Annotated in this window: 17 protein-coding genes; 8 read left to right on the top strand and 9 right to left on the bottom strand. The window is 58.9% G+C overall.

The features are described from left to right. Positions 1 to 2 precede the first annotated feature (2 nt). Both ACZ5Q2_RS02565 and ACZ5Q2_RS02560 read right to left on the bottom strand, forming a co-directional pair. Positions 3 to 629, bottom strand: coding sequence for a DUF3306 domain-containing protein (locus ACZ5Q2_RS02565; protein WP_061333165.1), 627 nt, complete (start codon positions 627 to 629; stop codon positions 3 to 5). Then, positions 629 to 1,207 carry a DUF3305 domain-containing protein gene (locus tag ACZ5Q2_RS02560; protein WP_061333164.1) on the bottom strand — a complete coding sequence of 193 codons (579 nt, stop codon included), beginning with the start codon at positions 1,205 to 1,207 and terminating at the stop codon, positions 629 to 631. Before ACZ5Q2_RS02560 ends, ACZ5Q2_RS02565 begins: the two co-directional genes overlap by 1 nt. Before the next feature lie 152 nt (positions 1,208 to 1,359). Between ACZ5Q2_RS02560 and ACZ5Q2_RS02555 the strand changes: the two genes are divergently transcribed. The 4 genes from ACZ5Q2_RS02555 to ACZ5Q2_RS02540 are packed head-to-tail and all read left to right on the top strand — an operon-like array spanning position 1,360 to position 5,377. Beyond that, the gene (locus ACZ5Q2_RS02555; protein ID WP_061333163.1) at positions 1,360 to 3,339 is read left to right on the top strand and encodes a 4Fe-4S binding protein; all 1,980 of its coding nucleotides are present in this window, start codon (positions 1,360 to 1,362) and stop codon (positions 3,337 to 3,339) included. Positions 3,340 to 3,357: 18 nt separating this feature from the next. After that, complete coding sequence (locus tag ACZ5Q2_RS02550; protein ID WP_082780612.1) at positions 3,358 to 4,203, top strand: Mrp/NBP35 family ATP-binding protein; 846 nt, start codon at positions 3,358 to 3,360, stop codon at positions 4,201 to 4,203. Beyond that, positions 4,200 to 4,904, top strand: coding sequence for a biotin/lipoate--protein ligase family protein (locus tag ACZ5Q2_RS02545; protein WP_061333162.1), 705 nt, complete (start codon positions 4,200 to 4,202; stop codon positions 4,902 to 4,904). The genes ACZ5Q2_RS02550 and ACZ5Q2_RS02545 overlap by 4 nt, the downstream gene beginning before the upstream one ends. Next, on the top strand, positions 4,901 to 5,377 hold the full coding sequence (locus ACZ5Q2_RS02540; protein WP_061333161.1) for a DUF6505 family protein: 477 nt from the start codon (positions 4,901 to 4,903) through the stop codon (positions 5,375 to 5,377). Before ACZ5Q2_RS02545 ends, ACZ5Q2_RS02540 begins: the two co-directional genes overlap by 4 nt. Here the strand turns inward: ACZ5Q2_RS02540 and ACZ5Q2_RS02535 are convergent, their stop codons facing one another. From ACZ5Q2_RS02535 to ACZ5Q2_RS02505, 7 genes are all read right to left on the bottom strand, one after another. Next, entirely contained in the window at positions 5,378 to 6,655 is a 1,278-nt protein-coding gene (locus ACZ5Q2_RS02535; protein WP_061333160.1) for a molybdopterin-binding protein, read from the bottom strand. Then, positions 6,652 to 7,143: a molybdopterin-guanine dinucleotide biosynthesis protein B gene (gene mobB / locus ACZ5Q2_RS02530; protein WP_061333159.1), complete on the bottom strand. Its 492-nt coding sequence runs from the start codon at positions 7,141 to 7,143 to the stop codon at positions 6,652 to 6,654. Before mobB ends, ACZ5Q2_RS02535 begins: the two co-directional genes overlap by 4 nt. Next, positions 7,140 to 7,727, bottom strand: coding sequence for a molybdenum cofactor guanylyltransferase MobA (mobA, locus tag ACZ5Q2_RS02525; RefSeq protein ID WP_061333158.1), 588 nt, complete (start codon positions 7,725 to 7,727; stop codon positions 7,140 to 7,142). The genes mobB and mobA overlap by 4 nt, the downstream gene beginning before the upstream one ends. Continuing rightward, the gene (locus ACZ5Q2_RS02520; protein ID WP_061333157.1) at positions 7,720 to 8,589 is read right to left on the bottom strand and encodes a formate dehydrogenase accessory sulfurtransferase FdhD; all 870 of its coding nucleotides are present in this window, start codon (positions 8,587 to 8,589) and stop codon (positions 7,720 to 7,722) included. The genes mobA and ACZ5Q2_RS02520 overlap by 8 nt, the downstream gene beginning before the upstream one ends. Positions 8,590 to 8,654: 65 nt before the next feature. Next, entirely contained in the window at positions 8,655 to 9,461 is an 807-nt protein-coding gene (locus tag ACZ5Q2_RS02515) for an ABC transporter substrate-binding protein (protein WP_061333156.1), read from the bottom strand. 67 nt (positions 9,462 to 9,528) lie between these two features. Then, positions 9,529 to 10,272 (bottom strand): ATP-binding cassette domain-containing protein, encoded by a 744-nt coding sequence (locus ACZ5Q2_RS02510; protein WP_061333155.1) that lies wholly within the window; start codon positions 10,270 to 10,272, stop codon positions 9,529 to 9,531. Then, positions 10,269 to 10,967 (bottom strand): ABC transporter permease, encoded by a 699-nt coding sequence (locus ACZ5Q2_RS02505; RefSeq protein ID WP_061333154.1) that lies wholly within the window; start codon positions 10,965 to 10,967, stop codon positions 10,269 to 10,271. Before ACZ5Q2_RS02505 ends, ACZ5Q2_RS02510 begins: the two co-directional genes overlap by 4 nt. A 117-nt stretch (positions 10,968 to 11,084) precedes the next feature. Between ACZ5Q2_RS02505 and ACZ5Q2_RS02500 the strand changes: the two genes are divergently transcribed. The 4 genes from ACZ5Q2_RS02500 to ACZ5Q2_RS02485 all read left to right on the top strand — a co-directional run bounded on the left by ACZ5Q2_RS02500 (position 11,085) and on the right by ACZ5Q2_RS02485 (position 15,300). Then, positions 11,085 to 11,969, top strand: coding sequence for a helix-turn-helix transcriptional regulator (locus ACZ5Q2_RS02500; protein WP_061333173.1), 885 nt, complete (start codon positions 11,085 to 11,087; stop codon positions 11,967 to 11,969). Between the two features lie 268 nt (positions 11,970 to 12,237). Next, positions 12,238 to 12,690, top strand: a complete 453-nt coding sequence (locus tag ACZ5Q2_RS02495) for an excisionase family DNA-binding protein (protein ID WP_061333153.1) — start codon at positions 12,238 to 12,240, stop codon at positions 12,688 to 12,690. A 6-nt stretch (positions 12,691 to 12,696) separates the two neighbouring features. After that, positions 12,697 to 13,263 carry a PIN domain-containing protein gene (locus ACZ5Q2_RS02490; RefSeq protein WP_061333152.1) on the top strand — a complete coding sequence of 189 codons (567 nt, stop codon included), beginning with the start codon at positions 12,697 to 12,699 and terminating at the stop codon, positions 13,261 to 13,263. Between the two features lie 1,116 nt (positions 13,264 to 14,379). After that, positions 14,380 to 15,300: a lipid A deacylase LpxR family protein gene (locus ACZ5Q2_RS02485; protein WP_227510242.1), complete on the top strand. Its 921-nt coding sequence runs from the start codon at positions 14,380 to 14,382 to the stop codon at positions 15,298 to 15,300. Positions 15,301 to 15,322: the final 22 nt, after the last annotated feature.

Here is a 15,322-nt window from a genome sequence, read left to right as displayed (position 1 = left end):
TTCTACTCGAATCGCATCCTCGGTCGGTAGAGCGGAGCGGGTTCTGCCTCTTCCACCTCCGCTTCAGGCAGCGGCTGTCGTGGCGCGCTCGGTGGCTCAGCCGTATTCTGAATGTGCGGCTGTTCGGTTAGTGCTGCCGGTTCCGGAGGTTCAACGGGGTCAACGGGTTCCACGAGCTCCGCAATTCCAGAGTGACTCTTGGCAGGCGGCTTTGCTTGCTCAGCCTTCTTTGCGGTTTTGTCGAACATGCCCTGGCCGACCTTATACAGGGTCTTGACGGTTTGGCCGGCGGTGGCCGCGTTCGTGTAATCCTCGTCGTAGTCGTTCAGACCATCAAGCACGGCCAGGACGGGGTTCGATCTCCAGAGTGCACGCAGGGCTTTGCGGCGCAATAGTTCCGGGATCTCTTTGCGCATGAAGCCGGTAACGTCGGTGCCCAATTGGATTGCATCCGGATCGGGTAATCCATATTTCGCCAGAACCTCATGCTCGGGCAGGGTCTGATTGATCGCAAGCTCCTGCTCTTCAGCGGACGGTTCGTTTTCCACCGGTAAAGCGGGAGAGGCTTCAGTCTTGTGACTGTGCTCAGCTTTTTTGCGCGACCATCGTTGCAGGCGTGATTCTGTCATTACGGCACCCTCCGATTTTTGAGGTTGGTGGGTGCGCGGTAAACATCGCTCTGCTGGCGGATTCGTGGGTCGCCTTTGCCGTCTTCTTTGCCATCGACGCTTTTCTTGTCGCGACGGCGCTTCTTGAACGGTTCCTCAATGTAGTGCAGATCGATAAATTCCTTGATCCAGGCGGCCAGTGACTCGGGAATGGGCACGGGTTCAACAATGCTCTCGCCGCTGTCCAAAGCATCCTGCGCCTCATAGGCGCTGGCGGTGATATCACTGACAAACCACCCTGACGGAGATTGTCCGGATTGGTCCCGATCAAGGATGACCCAGACAGACGGGGTGATCATGTTCAGGGAGACAAGGTAGGCCTCTGCGTCGGCACGATAGAGCTGCATGGTCACCGTGCCGGCGTGGTAATCCACCACCTCGCCCTCCCGGACCATTTCTTTCCAGAATGCCTCCGGTGCACCAGGTATAACCGCAACCGGTGTCCAGATATGCCGGGCCCACCGGGTGATTCCGGGGGTACGCCGAACCACCGCGCCGACCGGCAATTCTCGTTTCCAACTATCCGTACGACTGCTCATGATGTTTCTCTTTCTTATTGTCTCTTGAAGCTAGCAGAGCTCAGGCAATTATCCAATTATCCGATTGTCCAAGGCCAAACAGCTGTGGCATGCTCGAAGAGCCACGGTTGAAATCAATACGTACAAAAATAACGAAAAGAGTAATTTTCCTGATGACGCCAACTAAAACCCTTCTGTTATGCACCTGCGAAAAAACGCAGGCCGTCAGTCCCGAGGCGCTGAAAGCGGCTTCGGCGGCCGGGCAGGTGATTGTTGTGGATGAATTGTGTGGCAAGGACATGGCTACGGCTGCCGAACACCTGAGCGGTGCTGGTGAAGTGCTCATTGCCTGCGGCCAGCAAGCGGCATTATTCGAGCGCCTGGGAGAGGATGTGCAAGCGGAAGTGGGCCAGTCCGCACCGTTGAGCACCATCGATATCCGGGACCGTGCCGGCTGGAGCGCGCCGGATGCCGATCCCAAACGCCTGCATGCCAAGCAGGCCGCGTTGATGGCCGGGGCGCAGCTGCCGGCAGCCATGGCACCGGCAAAGCTCATTCAGTCCAGTGGCGTATGCTGTATCGTTGGCCCAACCGACCAGGCCATCCGGATGGCTGAACTGGTGCAGGATGAGCTTGGCGTTACCTGCGTTGTGAGTGATTCGGGCCCTGTCCAGTTACCCTCTGCCAGGTACGACCTGGCCAGGGGTAAACTGACCGCGGCCAAGGGCGCACTCGGTAACTTCAAGCTGGAATTTTCCCAGCTGCAGATGCTGAATCCTGCGGGCCGGGGTGCACCGGCTTATGGCGACGCCAAGACCACGGCCCGCAGTGAGTGCGACATTTTCATTGATTTGCGGGGCGGTGCCCCGGCATTTCCCCACTACCAGAAGCGCAACGGCTACTTCTGGGCGGATCCTGCCAAAAGCGGTGAGCTGGAGCGCATTGCCCTGACCGCCAGAGAGCGGGTGGGTGAGTTTGAGAAAACCGTGTATTTCCGGCTGGAAGAATCCCTGTGCGCCCACTCGCGGGCGAACCAGCCCGGTTGTACCCGTTGCCTGGACGTCTGCTCCACGGAGGCGATATTTTCCGCGGGCGATCACATTCAGATCGATTCCGACATCTGCGCCGGTTGCGGGACTTGTGCGGCGGTTTGCCCGACCTCCGCCATCACCATGAACGAAACCCCCTTTGAGTCGATTACCAAAGCGCTCGACGTGATGGCCAGGACCTACCGGGAGCACGCGGGCGAGGCACCACGGCTGGTGTTTCATTCCCTGGGTGCGGGCGCCGAGGCCATTGCCTACCTGGCCAGGTATCACGACGGGCTGGCGGATGACCTGATTCCGTTTGGCCTGGAACAGATTGACCGCATAGGCCATGCAGAGATACTGGCGGCCTTTGGTGCGGGCTATGCAGAAGTGCTGATGCTGGCCGACAGCGAACTGGATCGGCGGGCTGTCGCTGCCGAAGTGGAACTGGCCCAAGCCATGCTGGTGGGTACCCACAATTCCCCCAGCCGGATTCGGGTTATTGCGGCTGAGCACCTCGGCGAAGCTGGTGACAATGCCGGCCGCCTGAGTGAACCTGTGTTGCTGGTGGGCGGCCGCCGGGATATCACCAGAGTTGCCGCCACCGCGATGGCAGATAAAATTGAGGCGCCCATCCCCCTGCCGGCGGGCGCGCCCTACGGCGCCATCGAAATTGATTCAGACAAGTGCACGTTGTGCCTTGCCTGTGTATCCCTGTGCCCGACCGGTGCGCTTGGCGATCACCCGGACAGACCGGAAGTTCAGTTCACCGAGAACGCCTGTGTGCAGTGCGGTGTCTGCGAAAGCACCTGTCCGGAAACCGCCATCACTCTGAAGCCACAGCTGGATCTGTCCAAGGCGGCACTGAGCGCCCGTGCCCTGCACGGTGAAGATCCCTTCGAATGTATCCAGTGTGGTAAACCCTTTGGTGTTGCCAGCACCATTAACCGGATTGTTGAGAAGCTGGAAAACCAACACTGGATGTACACCAAGTCTGACAACGTCCAGCTCATCAAGATGTGTGACGATTGCCGGGTAAAGGCCCAGTTCCATGGCGACAGTGCGCCCATGGCCAGCGGTGAGCGCCCCCGGGTTCGCACCAGTGATGACTATCGCGACCACTAAATCTGATCGGGACATTGTATGGTTCAATACGTTAACGCCGACAAAAGCAATCTGATCGGAACCGATGCGCCCCGGCCGCAGGACAAGAATCCGAGAGGCATCAGCCGGATTATCGCCATTGCCTCGGGCAAGGGCGGTGTTGGCAAATCCACCGTGGCCTCCAACCTGGCGGTGGCACTGGCATCGAAGGGACTCAAAGTGGGGCTGCTTGATGCAGACGTCTACGGGCCCAGCCAGCCCCGTATGCTGGGGGTTTCCGGCCGCCCTTCCAGCCCGGACGGGCACACCATTCTGCCCTTGCGCAATCATGGCGTAACGCTGATGTCGCTGGGCCTGATGACCACGGAAGACGAAGCGATCGTGTGGCGTGGGCCGATGCTGATGGGGGCCCTGGAACAGATGATGAATCAGGTGGACTGGGGCAGGCTGGACGTGTTGCTGGTGGATCTGCCCCCCGGCACCGGCGATGTCCAGATGACGCTTAGCCAGAAGTTCTTTGTGGCCGGCGCGGTTGTGGTGTCGACGCCCCAGGACATTGCCCTGATGGACGCGCGCAAGGGCATCGACATGTTCAACCGCATGGATGTGCCACTGTTTGGCCTGATCGAGAACATGGCCTCGTTCGTCTGTGACGGTTGTGGCAAAGAACATCATCCCTTCGGCTCTGGCGGCGCCAGGGCGGAAGCGGAAAAGCTTGGGGCGCCTTTCCTGGGCGAAATCCCGCTGGACCTGGATATCCGGGTCGGATCCGACGGCGGTGTGCCGATTGTGGTGTCGAAGCCGGAAAGTCCCCAGGCCAGGGCGTTCCAGCGAATCGCCGATGAAATTATGGCCTCTGATGTGTATGCCCGGGCTGTGTTATGAACCAATCTCCCCAGTTTCCGCCACTGCTGACGGGCGAGGTGGTGCCCAAGCATACCGACCCTTTTGACAAGGCGGTCAGCCGTGCCATCGCCGGGGTCGATTCTGGCACCATCTTCTACTCGCAAGGGGAGGATACCTTGCGTGCCGCGCTTGTGTTGGCACCGGAAACGCCACTGGAAGAGGCCATTCAGGCTGTCTACGTGGCCCAGATCGGCTTGGCTGAGAGCCTGGGTGCGCTGGCGCCGCCAGAGGTGCCGGTTCATTTCCAGTGGCCGGATCGTATCAAGGTGAATGGTGCCGTGTGCGGCGGTGTTCGCTTTGCCGCGGACGTGTCTGATCCGAAGGCATATCCGAACTGGCTGGTGATCGGGATTCATGTGCCGTTCACCATGGCTGGTAACGAGCCCGGTGACAATCCAGACAAAACCTGCCTGTATGAGGAAGGCTGTGTTGATATCACCCCCATGGCGCTTCTTGAAAGCTGGTCAAAGCACACTTTGCTATGGCTAACCTACTTTCTGGACAGCGGGTTCGAGCGCATACATGCCGACTGGCGGCCACGTTGCGACACCCTTGGCATGCAGATCGACTACCCGCGACCGGGGCTCTTCGTCGGCCTGGATGACAAAGGCCGGATGCTGTTACGGGAAGATGTGATGACGGAAGCCGTAAGCCTGATTGAATTCGCGGAGCACCTATGAAACTGGCCCGAACCCTGCGACTGGATGTGTCTGATGACAATGTGTTCGAGAATCCGGCGCCGAGCGGCGAATGGGCTATTTCGGGCGGATTCGAGTTCTCCAACTGGACCGAGGTGGAGCTGAAGGGCAAAGCCCGGCAGGCCTTCAGTAATGGTTGGTACAGCATTGAGTCCGGTGGCCGCGCCAGTTTCGTGGGTGTCTGTGACATTACCGAAACCGAGCTGGAACAGTTGCGCCGGACCCTGGCGCAAACCTTTGTCGAGCAATACGGGGCGCCAGACATAGAGGCGGCCTACCCCGTGGCTTGCGAAGAAATCGACCAGATGCGCAGCATGTGTGAGGACTTCGAGGACAACACCCTGCTGATGGTCAGCCGAACCCTGACCGAACTGGGGGTTGAGGAAACCTACCGTTCCCGGGCCCCGCAGGATGCCTCACTGGAAGCCTTCGCCGTGCACGGCAGCGTCGAGTGATTACAGCCCGAAGCTGCCATAAGGTATAAAGCGAACGGGCGTTCCCGGCTCGATCTCCTGGGCGCTCTCGTCCAGCTCCACCAGACCTTCAGACCAGGCCAGGCCGGTCACCCGCCCGGAGCCTTCGGAACCAAACACTTCAACCTGCCCGTCCCGCACCCGTGCCCGCAACATCTCACTGCGCCCCGGTTTTTTGTTCTTGGAAAAGTTGGCGGGAATCAGGTAACTCGTTGGTTCAAACCACTCACCCCCGGCCAGCAGTGCCATGGCCGGAACCCCAAAGCGCAATGCGCAGACCCAGGCCGCCACCGGGTTGCCCGGCAGACCCACCACCGGTGTGCCCTTGAACATGGCCAGCGCCAGGGGGCGGCCCGGTTTGATGGCAATGCGCCAGTTGCTGATGTCACCGTGGGCTTTCAGGGTTTTCGAGACATGGTCTTCATCCCCGGCGGAAACGCCGCCGCTGGTGAGGATCAAGTCGCATTGGTCCGCACCGCGCTCCAGTGCGGCTTTAACGTCCTCAGCCCGGTCCAGCGCATGGCCCAGGTCGACCAGTTCATAGCCCAGTTGCGTCACCATGGCGCTGAGCATCGGGCGGTTGGCGTCGTAAATCTGCCAGTCGGTCACCGGGGCACCGACGGGCTTTACTTCGTCTCCTGTCGACAGCACGCCAACACGCAGCCGCTGGTAAACATCCACCGATTCGATACCGACACTGGCGAGTACCGAAATTTGGGTAGGTGTCAGCCGGGTACCGGCGGTCAGAATGCAATCCTGTGCCTGAATATCCTCGCCGGCTTTGCGCCGGTTGGCACCCGCCTTTAACGTGCCGTTCAGGTGCAGCTGGCCATCAATGACCTCGCAGTCTTCTTCCAGCACTACGGTGTCTGTGCCTGCCGGCATCACCGCGCCGGTCAGTATGCGGATGGCGTGCCCCTCGGGAACCTGCCCGGTGTAAGGTTCACCGGCCGCACTGCGGCCATCGACCAGTGGCAGCACACAAGGGACCTCGGTTAGAGGGCCGGCAAGGGCATAGCCATCGACGGCGGAATTGCAGCTTGGGGGGTGGGCTCTGGGGGCGTAGACATCCTTGGCCAGTATCCGGCCGTTGAGCTGAGCCAGCGGAATGTCTTGATCCACTCCCACCACCGGGTGCAGGCGGGAACGCAGCCGCGCCAGCGCTTCGTCCACCGGTGTCCAGTTCACCCCGGGAGGCAGGGCAAAGCAGTCGTTACGGAGCGGTTTCGTGGGGCTCCCGTTATTGGCGGCGTTGCTCATGGTTGTTCACGCTTCAGAATAAAGTCAGTGATGCCGGTGACATCGTTGATGTCGAAGACCGGGCCCGGGAAATCCGCGGCATAGTCTGCCGCCACCGCCACAATGCTTGGGTCCTGCGGGTACAGGGGGGCGTGGGAGCTGTCCTGCCGGTGAACTTCAATTTTGGGATGGGCGTTGGTTTTGAATCCCTCAACCACGACCCAGTCGCAGGGGCCCAGCCTGGCCAGCAACTCATCCAGGGTTGGCTCGCGGGCGCCCCGGAGTTCGTGCATGATCGCAAAGCGTTGGCCGCCCGCGAGGATGACTTCCTGAGCGCCAGCCTCCCGGTGCTTGTAGCTGTCGGTTCCGGGTTGGTCTATGTCCACCAGGTGATGGGCGTGTTTGATGGCGTTAACGGTCAAACCTCTGCTGGACAACTCGTGAATCACGGCGCTGGCCAGGGTGGTCTTGCCCGAATTCTTCCAGCCTACGATACCTATCACGTTCACGTCAGATGCTGCTCCGCCCAAGCCAGGTCTTCCGGTGTATTGATGTTGAAGAAGTCGGCCTCCTCGAACATCACCAGGGTTTCACCCTTGGCCAGCGTCCATTGGCGAATCTTGCGCACGCCGTCGTTCAGGGCGGCTCTCAGGTCATGCCGCAGCGCGACTTGCCAGCGGCCAAAGGTGGGCTGGGGAATCCGCCCCCGTTCCGGGTCCGGGGTGGCTGCCAGCACCACCGGGGCGCCAGATGCGGACAGGCGCTCTACCATGTTCAGGGGGAACGATGGGGTATCCGCCGCCACGCTGATCAGCCACTCATGGCCCTGTTCCGCCGCCCAGTCCATGCCCGCCAGAATGCCGGCCAGGGGGCCGGCATAGTCCGGTATGGAGTCGGCAACCACCGGTAACCCCAGATCATCGAACCGGGAAAGGTCGCCATTGGCATTCAGTACCACGGCGTCTACCTGCGGTGTTATCCGCTCGATAACCCGATGAATCAGGGAATGACTCCCCAGCATCAACCGGCCTTTATCGCCACCACCCATACGGTTGGCCTGGCCCCCGGCCAGAATCACGGCGCACTCAGTCATGCTCAGCCCCTTTACGACGCATTTTCTTGTCCTCATCCGGAACCTGAGACAGGTCCTGATCAAACACCAGGCGGTGCTGGCCACTGAGGCAGGTGAATTTCTTGCCCCGCATCCGACCGATCAGGGTTAGCCCCACTTGCCGGGCAATATCCACGCCCCAGGCGGTGAAACCGGACCGGCTGATCAGGGTCGGGATGCCCATCAGGGACGTTTTGATCACCATTTCGGAGGTTAAACGGCCGGTGGTGTAGAGCACCTTATCGGCCGCGGGCACTTTGTTCTGATGCATCCAGCCAGCGATCTTGTCGACCGCGTTATGGCGCCCGACATCTTCCATGTACGCCAGAATCCTGCGGCCCTGGCACAGCGCGGTGCCATGGATGGCGCCGGTTTCCATGTAAAGGCTGGGGGTGTGGTTGATCTGGTAGGACAGGTCGTAAAAGGTACTGGTGTGTACCGGGGTGTCTGGCAGCGAAAGCCCGTCCAGCCCTGCCATCATGTCACCAAACACCGTGCCCACGGCGCAGCCGGAGGTTCGGGTTTTCTTTTCCAGTTTCTCCTCAACATCCGTGATGCCGGCCGTGCGTACCACGGCCACTTCCAGCTCCTCGTCGAAATCAATCCCGGTAACCTGATCGGTCTCTTTCAGCATGCCCTGATTCAACAGGAAACCCAGGGCCAGGTATTCCGGGTGATCGCCAATGGTCATGGCGGTGACGATCTCCTGACTATTCAGGTAGATGGTCAGGGGGCGCTCTTCGATAACACTGATGGACTTGGGTTGACCAGTTTCATCAACACCCTCGACTGCCCGGGACAGTCGAGGGTCTTTCGGGTCTGGAAGTATGGAATCGATCGTCATTGTTATTCTGGCTCGCTCAGGGATTCCGCATACCGCATTATCTGCGGACATAGCCAGAGATTAGCCTATTTGGCATTCGGGAAAAACAGCTGTTGTCCATTCACTTTAAAGTCAGCAATCGCTTGCTGTCCCTCTTTGGAAATCAGCCAGTTGTGCCACTGACGGGCCAGATCGTGTTTGAGGTGGGGGTGTTTCTGTTCCGAGAGCAACAAGCTGCCGTACTGGTTGAACAGCACGTTGTCGCCTTCAAACAGCAGGGTCAGGTTCTGGCGGTTGCCGAACGCTACCCAGGTGGCGCGATCCGACATCACGTAGGCGTCCATAGCCGCGGCGGTGTTGAGCGTTGGCCCCATGCCGCTGCCAAGCTCCCGGTACCAGTCGCCATCGGGCTCAACACCGGCGTTTTCCCAAAGGCGCAACTCGGCGCGGTTGGTGCCACTGTCATCACCCCGTGATGTGAACGGGGCCCGGGCATTGGCGATGGCCGCGAAGGCCTCGGCGGCGGTTCTGGCGTTGCGGACATTGGCGGGGTCGCTTGCTGGACCAATCAGAACAAAGTCGTTGTACATCACATCCGCCCGCCCGGTGGCATGTCCGTTGTCAATAAATCGCTGTTCGCCGGTGGTGTCGTGCACCAGCAGACTGTCGGCGTCGCCGCGGCGGGCAAGCTCAAAGGCCTGTCCGGTGCCCACGGCCACAACCCGCACGTCGATGCCGCTGGCGTTTTTGAATTTGGGCAGAATAGAGTCGAACAGCCCCGAGTTTTCCGTCGAGGTGGTGGAAGCGAGAATGATGTATTCCTCGGCGTGCGCACTGAGCGACATGCCCATCGCCATCACACTTGCAAACAGCAGATTCAGGGTCTTTTTCATTTTGTTTTTCCTTCCATGCGTTGGGAGTGTTTTTCGGGTCACTTCATGTCAAAGTTTTGAGGCGGAGCTATTCCACAAGCTCTCCGGTAACAAACGCCTTCGCCTCGGGGGATACGGGTTTGCTGAAGAAGGCGTCAGCCGCCGTGTGTTCGCGCACTTTTCCACCAGACAGGAACAGAACGTCACCGGCTAGCCGGCGGGCCTGATGTAGATCGTGGGTGGTCATCACAATGCGTGTGCCTCGCTGGTGAAAATCCAGCACGGCGGCCTCGACAGCCTTAATCGCGGCCGGGTCAAGCGCCGAGGTGGGTTCGTCAAGAAACAGCACCTGCGGCGAGAGCACCCAGGCCCGCGCCAACGCAAGGCGCTGTTGCTGGCCACCCGAAAGCACCCGTGCGGGTGTGTGAGCGCAGGCCGACAGGCCGAAGCGCTCGAGGGCATCCAGTGCCAGTTTCGCCCGTGCCCGACGGGGAACCTTGTTGACCGCCAGCGCGTGCCTCAGATTGGCCACCGCCGAGCGGCGCAGAAGCACCGGTTGCTGGAACACCATGGCCTGGCGGGGGGTGCCTTCATCCGACCACATAATCCGGCCTTGGGTTGGCGATAGCAGCCCGTGGGCCAGTCTCAACAGCAGGCTTTTGCCGGCGCCGTTGGGGCCCATCACCAGGGTAGGGCCGGGGCCGTCCAGGGTGAAGGAACAGGGGCCCAGTAACGTCTTTTCCTCGTGATGGAAGGCCACACCCTGAAAGCACAGGGCCGGTGGTGGAAGCAGAACGGATCTGGAAAAGAGGGGGGTGTTCAGTGAGGTCATCCTGTCCGCCTCCTGCTCAGTTCACCCACAAGATAGGCGCCGGCGTTGATCAGCATGACCAGCGTCAAAAGCACAATGCCGAGCCCGAGCGCCAGGGGCAGATTGCCTTTGCCAGTTTCCAGCACAATGGCGGTGGTCATGACCCGGGTGACTCCATCAATATTGCCGCCAACCATCATCACCGCACCTACTTCGGCACTGGCCCGGCCAAACCCGGCGAGCAGGACCGTCAAAAGCGCAAAACGGGCATCCCAAAGCAGGGTGGGCATCATGCGTGCCCGAGACATCCCGAGAGACACGAACTGTTCCCGGTACTCGCCCAGCATCTCTTCCACTTTCTGGCGTGAGAGCGCCGCCAGGATGGGCAACACCAGCACCACCTGGGCGATCACCATGGCGCCGGGTGTAAACAGAAGTCCCCACTCACCGAGCGGCCCGGCGCGGGAAAGCAGCAAATACACCATCAGCCCGGCCACCACCGGCGGCAGCCCCATGAGTGCGTTTAGCACCACGACCATGGCGCCGCGTCCCGGGAAGCGCCACAGCGCCACTGCAGCGCCAAGCGGAAACCCCAGCACCGCTGCAATCAGCACGGCCAGAAGCGACACCTGTAGCGAGAGCGCGACGATCTGGATGAGCGAGGCGTCGAGGCTTAACAGCAACGACAACGCCACATAGAACGCATTATTTTCCACTGCTGCGTCTCCTTATTATTTGAGCATCGTGGCGTTTTTAACTACGCTTTGCACAGCCTCCCGGAATTCATGCAGCCTGAAACAGTCCTGTGCTTTCCCGCGCAGCTGGAGAAAATGATGCCTCTTCCTGCTTATCTCACCACCGCTGAGGCCGCCGAGTATTTGCGGCTCAAAGAGCGCAAGGTTTACGACCTGGTCAGCCAGGGCGTGATTCCCTGTGTCCGGGTGACAGGCAAGCTTCTCTTCCCGCGCCAGCGGTTGGATCTGTGGTTGATGAACCACCTGGAGGGTGACGACGCCGTCAGCACGCCGATCCCGCCCGTTCTGGCGGGCAGTCAGGACCCGCTGCTGGAATGGGCGGTTAAGGAAAGTGGCGCGGAACTGGCGTTGCTGTGCCAGGGGAGCGGCGATGGTGTGCAGAGGTTGGTTGACGGGCGTGCCATGCTCGCCGGTATGCATATCTGGCACGAAGACAGCCAGTGTTACAACGACCCGGCCACCCTGGGCCTGAGCGGCATGCGCGACCTGGTGCTGATCCGCTGGGCAAAACGTCAGCAGGGGCTTCTACTGGCCGCCGATAACCCTCACCAATTGGTGCGGCTAGAGGACATCGCCCGCCCCGGCATCCGGGTTGCCCATCGCCAGCCCGATGCCGGCGTCAGCCATTTGCTCCAGAGCTTACTCGCTCGCCACCGTATTGACGCGAAACAACTCAGATGGGCTGTTCACCCGTCACTCAGCGAGGACGACCTGGCGCTGGCCATTCGCCAGGGCGAGGCGGACATCGGGCTGGGCATCGAAGCGGCAGCACGCCGCCAGGGCTTGGCGTTTATTCCTCTGCAGCAGGAGCATTTTGATCTCGCCATGCGCCGGCGCCACTACTTTGAGCCCGCCATGCAGCGCTTGCTGGCGTTCGCCCGATGCGAGCGCTTTGGCCAGCGGGCGGAGGCGTTGGGGGGGTATGACATCAGTGAGTTAGGGTGGGTGGTTTATAATGCTTGAAGCAGATTGTCGGACGATCTCTCAGCCATCTTCGGCGAACCATTGCAGGCATTGTAGTTCCATCTGATCTTCAGTCACTCCGTACTTCCTTAACTCAAACGGATCTTTTCAAGACTTGCAGCCATGAAAACATGCGCAATTCCAATGAACTTGGTCAGAGTTTGCATCTGGTTATAGCGGAATCGTCTATTTCGTTTATTTCGTTTGTTTCGTTTGAGCGGCATAATATGCCTTCAGATGGTTATCGTTTTAATATCAGGGGGCTGCGATGTCTGCTCAGAAAATTGTACATTTGCCGACGGCGGCAGAGGTGGAACAGGCCAAGCTCTCCAGTCGCACCTTGTCTAAGTATGCGGACGTGGATCGAGTACAGCTTTCACTCCGTGGCAGCAACGGCGAGACTGACGAACTGGTGCTGCCCGGGCATGTGCTGCAAATTCTGCTGGACGTTCTGGCAGAGGTTTCACAAGGCAATGCCATCAGCCTGATCCCATATCACCAGGAAATCAGTACACAGGATGCGGCTAACCTCTTGAACGTCAGCCGCCCCTTTCTCGTGAAGGTGCTGGAGGCGGGTGATATACCCTTCCGGAAGGTAGGTGCGCATCGGCGGGTCAAGCTGCAAGATGTCTTGAGCTACAAGGAACAGGTCGATCGTCAACGTCAGGCCACACTGGATGAATTGGCTGAACTCTCCCAGGACGAGGGAATGGGATACTGACAGGGAATGAGTAAATTCACCGTTGTTTATGATGCCTGCGTGCTGTATCCCGCACCCTTGAGAGATGCGCTGATGCGGCTGGCATTGACAGACTTGTTCAAAGCACATTGGACGGACCACATACACGATGAGTGGATCAACGCGCTGCTGAGGGCAAAGAAGCATTCCCCCGAGAGCTTGTTGCGGGTGAGGGAACTTATGGATCGGCATGTGCGCGATGCAAAAGTGTACGGCTACGAACCGCTGATTGAGGGGCTGGATCTGCCGGACCCGGATGATCGCCATGTGCTGGCCGCCGCCATCCGTTGCAACGCCAACGCCATCGTTACTTTCAACCTCAAGGATTTTCCTGATCCGTCGCTTCGCCAGTACGATATCGAAGTGATTCACCCTGACGATTTTATTCTCTATCAGATTGACATGGCGCCGACCCTATGTTGCCGTGCTTTTCAGGCGCAGCGGGCAGCGCTGAAGAAGCCGTCACTCAGTGTCGATACTTTTCTGGCAACGCTGCAAAAGCAGCAGTTACCCCAAACAGTTTCGAAGCTTCGGGAGTTTGCAGATTTTCTCTAACCACCGGTTCCTGAGTGGAATACATGCTTTTGGCTGCTTGGCTTTGAGCTCATAATCCAGTCACCGGCTTGCGTCGTTTTGACGTAGAGCGGAATGGTAAAGCGAGAGAGGGGTGTGTCAGGGAAGGATAGACTCCAGATCGCCTGAGGGCGATCTTCCGGGGCTTTGCCCCGCCTTCGCTGCACTGCGGCGCCCAAACTGCTGGCGCAGTTTGTCGAACGGAGGTTCTGCATCTGCCCTCGGGTGAACCAGAGTTCCATGAAAAAGCCCACGCGAGGTGGGCTTTTTCATGGAATATGGCGCGCCCGAGAGGATTCGAACCTCTGACCTCTGCCTCCGGAGGGCGCCGATTGGGGGCGGTTTGGAGTGAGGTCGGTGGGTCTAAATCGTTGTTCGTCAGTAACTTGCAGGTCGGGCGGAAGCTCAAAAAAATTCTTTTAACACCGCTAGTTACACGATTTATCCCAGGTTTGGGCACACACTTGTCAGGTTAGAGATGGCTCTAACAGGACAGAATGACCGCTGCTCCAACTGCTTATTTTCCAGTTTCACAGTTTACTATGCGAACTTCAAGCTCAGAAAAAATGTCTGGTTTTAACTGTCCGAAATTGGACAGTTGTCGAGCGGGGTAGTCCGAGAGTCCGCCTGTAGAAAGCTATATTTTGCGAGAGAGTATCACCCATCGGCACTCGTTAACAGTCAAGGTTGGCCGCATCAGAGGTTATCAAGAGTAACGGGGGGATTCGGCAACCACATAGCTGACACTCGGGGCGATTAGTGTAGCGTTCAGACTACCAATAGCTAAAGAGCCAGTACCTGTCAGGTCGATTGACTACAGCTGAACTTTTCCAAGTAATCGGGTGTTCTTATCTCGTCCGGCGGCACGTTAATCCGGAAAGCTGACTGCGTCGATGGGAGGGAGCTAGAAAAGCGAGGGAAAGCGACTTAGTCTGCACATCTGATTGAGTGGCCGTTGTAACGGTATGACTCGACATAGGCCATGCTTGTTAACTCTTGTATCAACCGGAGAGACTGGATTTGAGTTGTCGCTGCGGATGTGCCCTCCTGCTGTTTTTCGTCATTAGTGTTTTCCCAACCAGCCTGAAGGCTGAAGTCGTGAACCTGTCCTGGGATAACGACCTGCTTACCGGAACCGATCGCGGCTATACAAACGGGGTACGCTTTTCGTATCTGACGGACACCGCTGACGAGAACGATGGAAAGTCGGCAAGATTTGCCCGGATTCTGCGTGATGAGCTGCGCTTTCTGCCAGGTATTGGAACTGCTGATTCAAAGCAGGCGGTAAGCCTGAGTTTGCGGCAATTCATGGTTACGCCTGAAGATATTACGGTTGAAGGTCCGCAGTTCGACGACATTCCCTATGCCGGCCACCTGTCGCTCAGCGGCACTCTCTGGAGCTGGAACGCCGATACGATTACCGGCTTTGGTGCTCACATTGGCGTTATTGGGCCCGAAAGCGGTGCCGAGTCGGTTCAGAAATGGGTGCACGAAGCCACTGGAAGCGACAAGCCGCAAGGGTGGGGGAATCAGCTTGGAACCGATGTGGTGGGTGGCATACAGGCTGCGCATGGCCGAAAACTCCTGCAACTCGGGCAGGGCGGCAACATTGAACAGCGTGTGTCGGTGGTTGGATCCGGACTACTGTCGAGTTTTCGGACTTCCGCTAAAACCGGGTTGGTCTGGCAGCTTGGCAGACACCTTCCTATAAATTTTGTGCCGGACTACGCTGGTACATCCTCAACCATCGCTTTGCCGGGCTCGTTCAAGGATTCAGGCAGTAGCTGGTCAGTATATGTGGGGCTGGGGCTGGAGTATGTAGGCTATTCCTACATCGATGACAATGCCGGGGCTTACCGTTTCGACAAAGGGCCGCTGATTGGTCAGCTTGGTCTGGGTGCTACCTGGCAGTGGGATCACCTGCTGGCCGCGGTCACATTGCGTGCCTCGACCAGCGAAGACGAGCGCCATAAAGACAACTTCAGCTTTGGAACACTGTCAGTTTCTTGGGCAATATAGAAAGGTCGGTTTTGACCGTTGC

The sequence above is a fragment of the Marinobacter alkaliphilus genome, from assembly GCF_055394375.1.
Note: the sequence above shows the minus strand (reverse complement) of the source record. Positions and strands in the feature narration are given on the sequence as shown.

Coding starts and splice junctions, on each gene's coding strand:
- ACZ5Q2_RS02510 (WP_061333155.1), bottom strand. CDS start 10,272: ATGACCTCACTGAACACCCCCCTCTTTTCCAGATCCGTTCTGCTTCCA.
- ACZ5Q2_RS02490 (WP_061333152.1), top strand. CDS start 12,697: ATGAGTAAATTCACCGTTGTTTATGATGCCTGCGTGCTGTATCCCGCA.
- mobA (WP_061333158.1), bottom strand. CDS start 7,727: ATGACTGAGTGCGCCGTGATTCTGGCCGGGGGCCAGGCCAACCGTATG.
- ACZ5Q2_RS02515 (WP_061333156.1), bottom strand. CDS start 9,461: ATGAAAAAGACCCTGAATCTGCTGTTTGCAAGTGTGATGGCGATGGGC.
- ACZ5Q2_RS02550 (WP_082780612.1), top strand. CDS start 3,358: ATGGTTCAATACGTTAACGCCGACAAAAGCAATCTGATCGGAACCGAT.
- ACZ5Q2_RS02520 (WP_061333157.1), bottom strand. CDS start 8,589: ATGACGATCGATTCCATACTTCCAGACCCGAAAGACCCTCGACTGTCC.
- ACZ5Q2_RS02535 (WP_061333160.1), bottom strand. CDS start 6,655: ATGAGCAACGCCGCCAATAACGGGAGCCCCACGAAACCGCTCCGTAAC.
- ACZ5Q2_RS02545 (WP_061333162.1), top strand. CDS start 4,200: ATGAACCAATCTCCCCAGTTTCCGCCACTGCTGACGGGCGAGGTGGTG.
- ACZ5Q2_RS02500 (WP_061333173.1), top strand. CDS start 11,085: ATGCCTCTTCCTGCTTATCTCACCACCGCTGAGGCCGCCGAGTATTTG.
- ACZ5Q2_RS02495 (WP_061333153.1), top strand. CDS start 12,238: ATGTCTGCTCAGAAAATTGTACATTTGCCGACGGCGGCAGAGGTGGAA.
- ACZ5Q2_RS02565 (WP_061333165.1), bottom strand. CDS start 629: ATGACAGAATCACGCCTGCAACGATGGTCGCGCAAAAAAGCTGAGCAC.
- ACZ5Q2_RS02560 (WP_061333164.1), bottom strand. CDS start 1,207: ATGAGCAGTCGTACGGATAGTTGGAAACGAGAATTGCCGGTCGGCGCG.
- ACZ5Q2_RS02555 (WP_061333163.1), top strand. CDS start 1,360: ATGACGCCAACTAAAACCCTTCTGTTATGCACCTGCGAAAAAACGCAG.
- ACZ5Q2_RS02540 (WP_061333161.1), top strand. CDS start 4,901: ATGAAACTGGCCCGAACCCTGCGACTGGATGTGTCTGATGACAATGTG.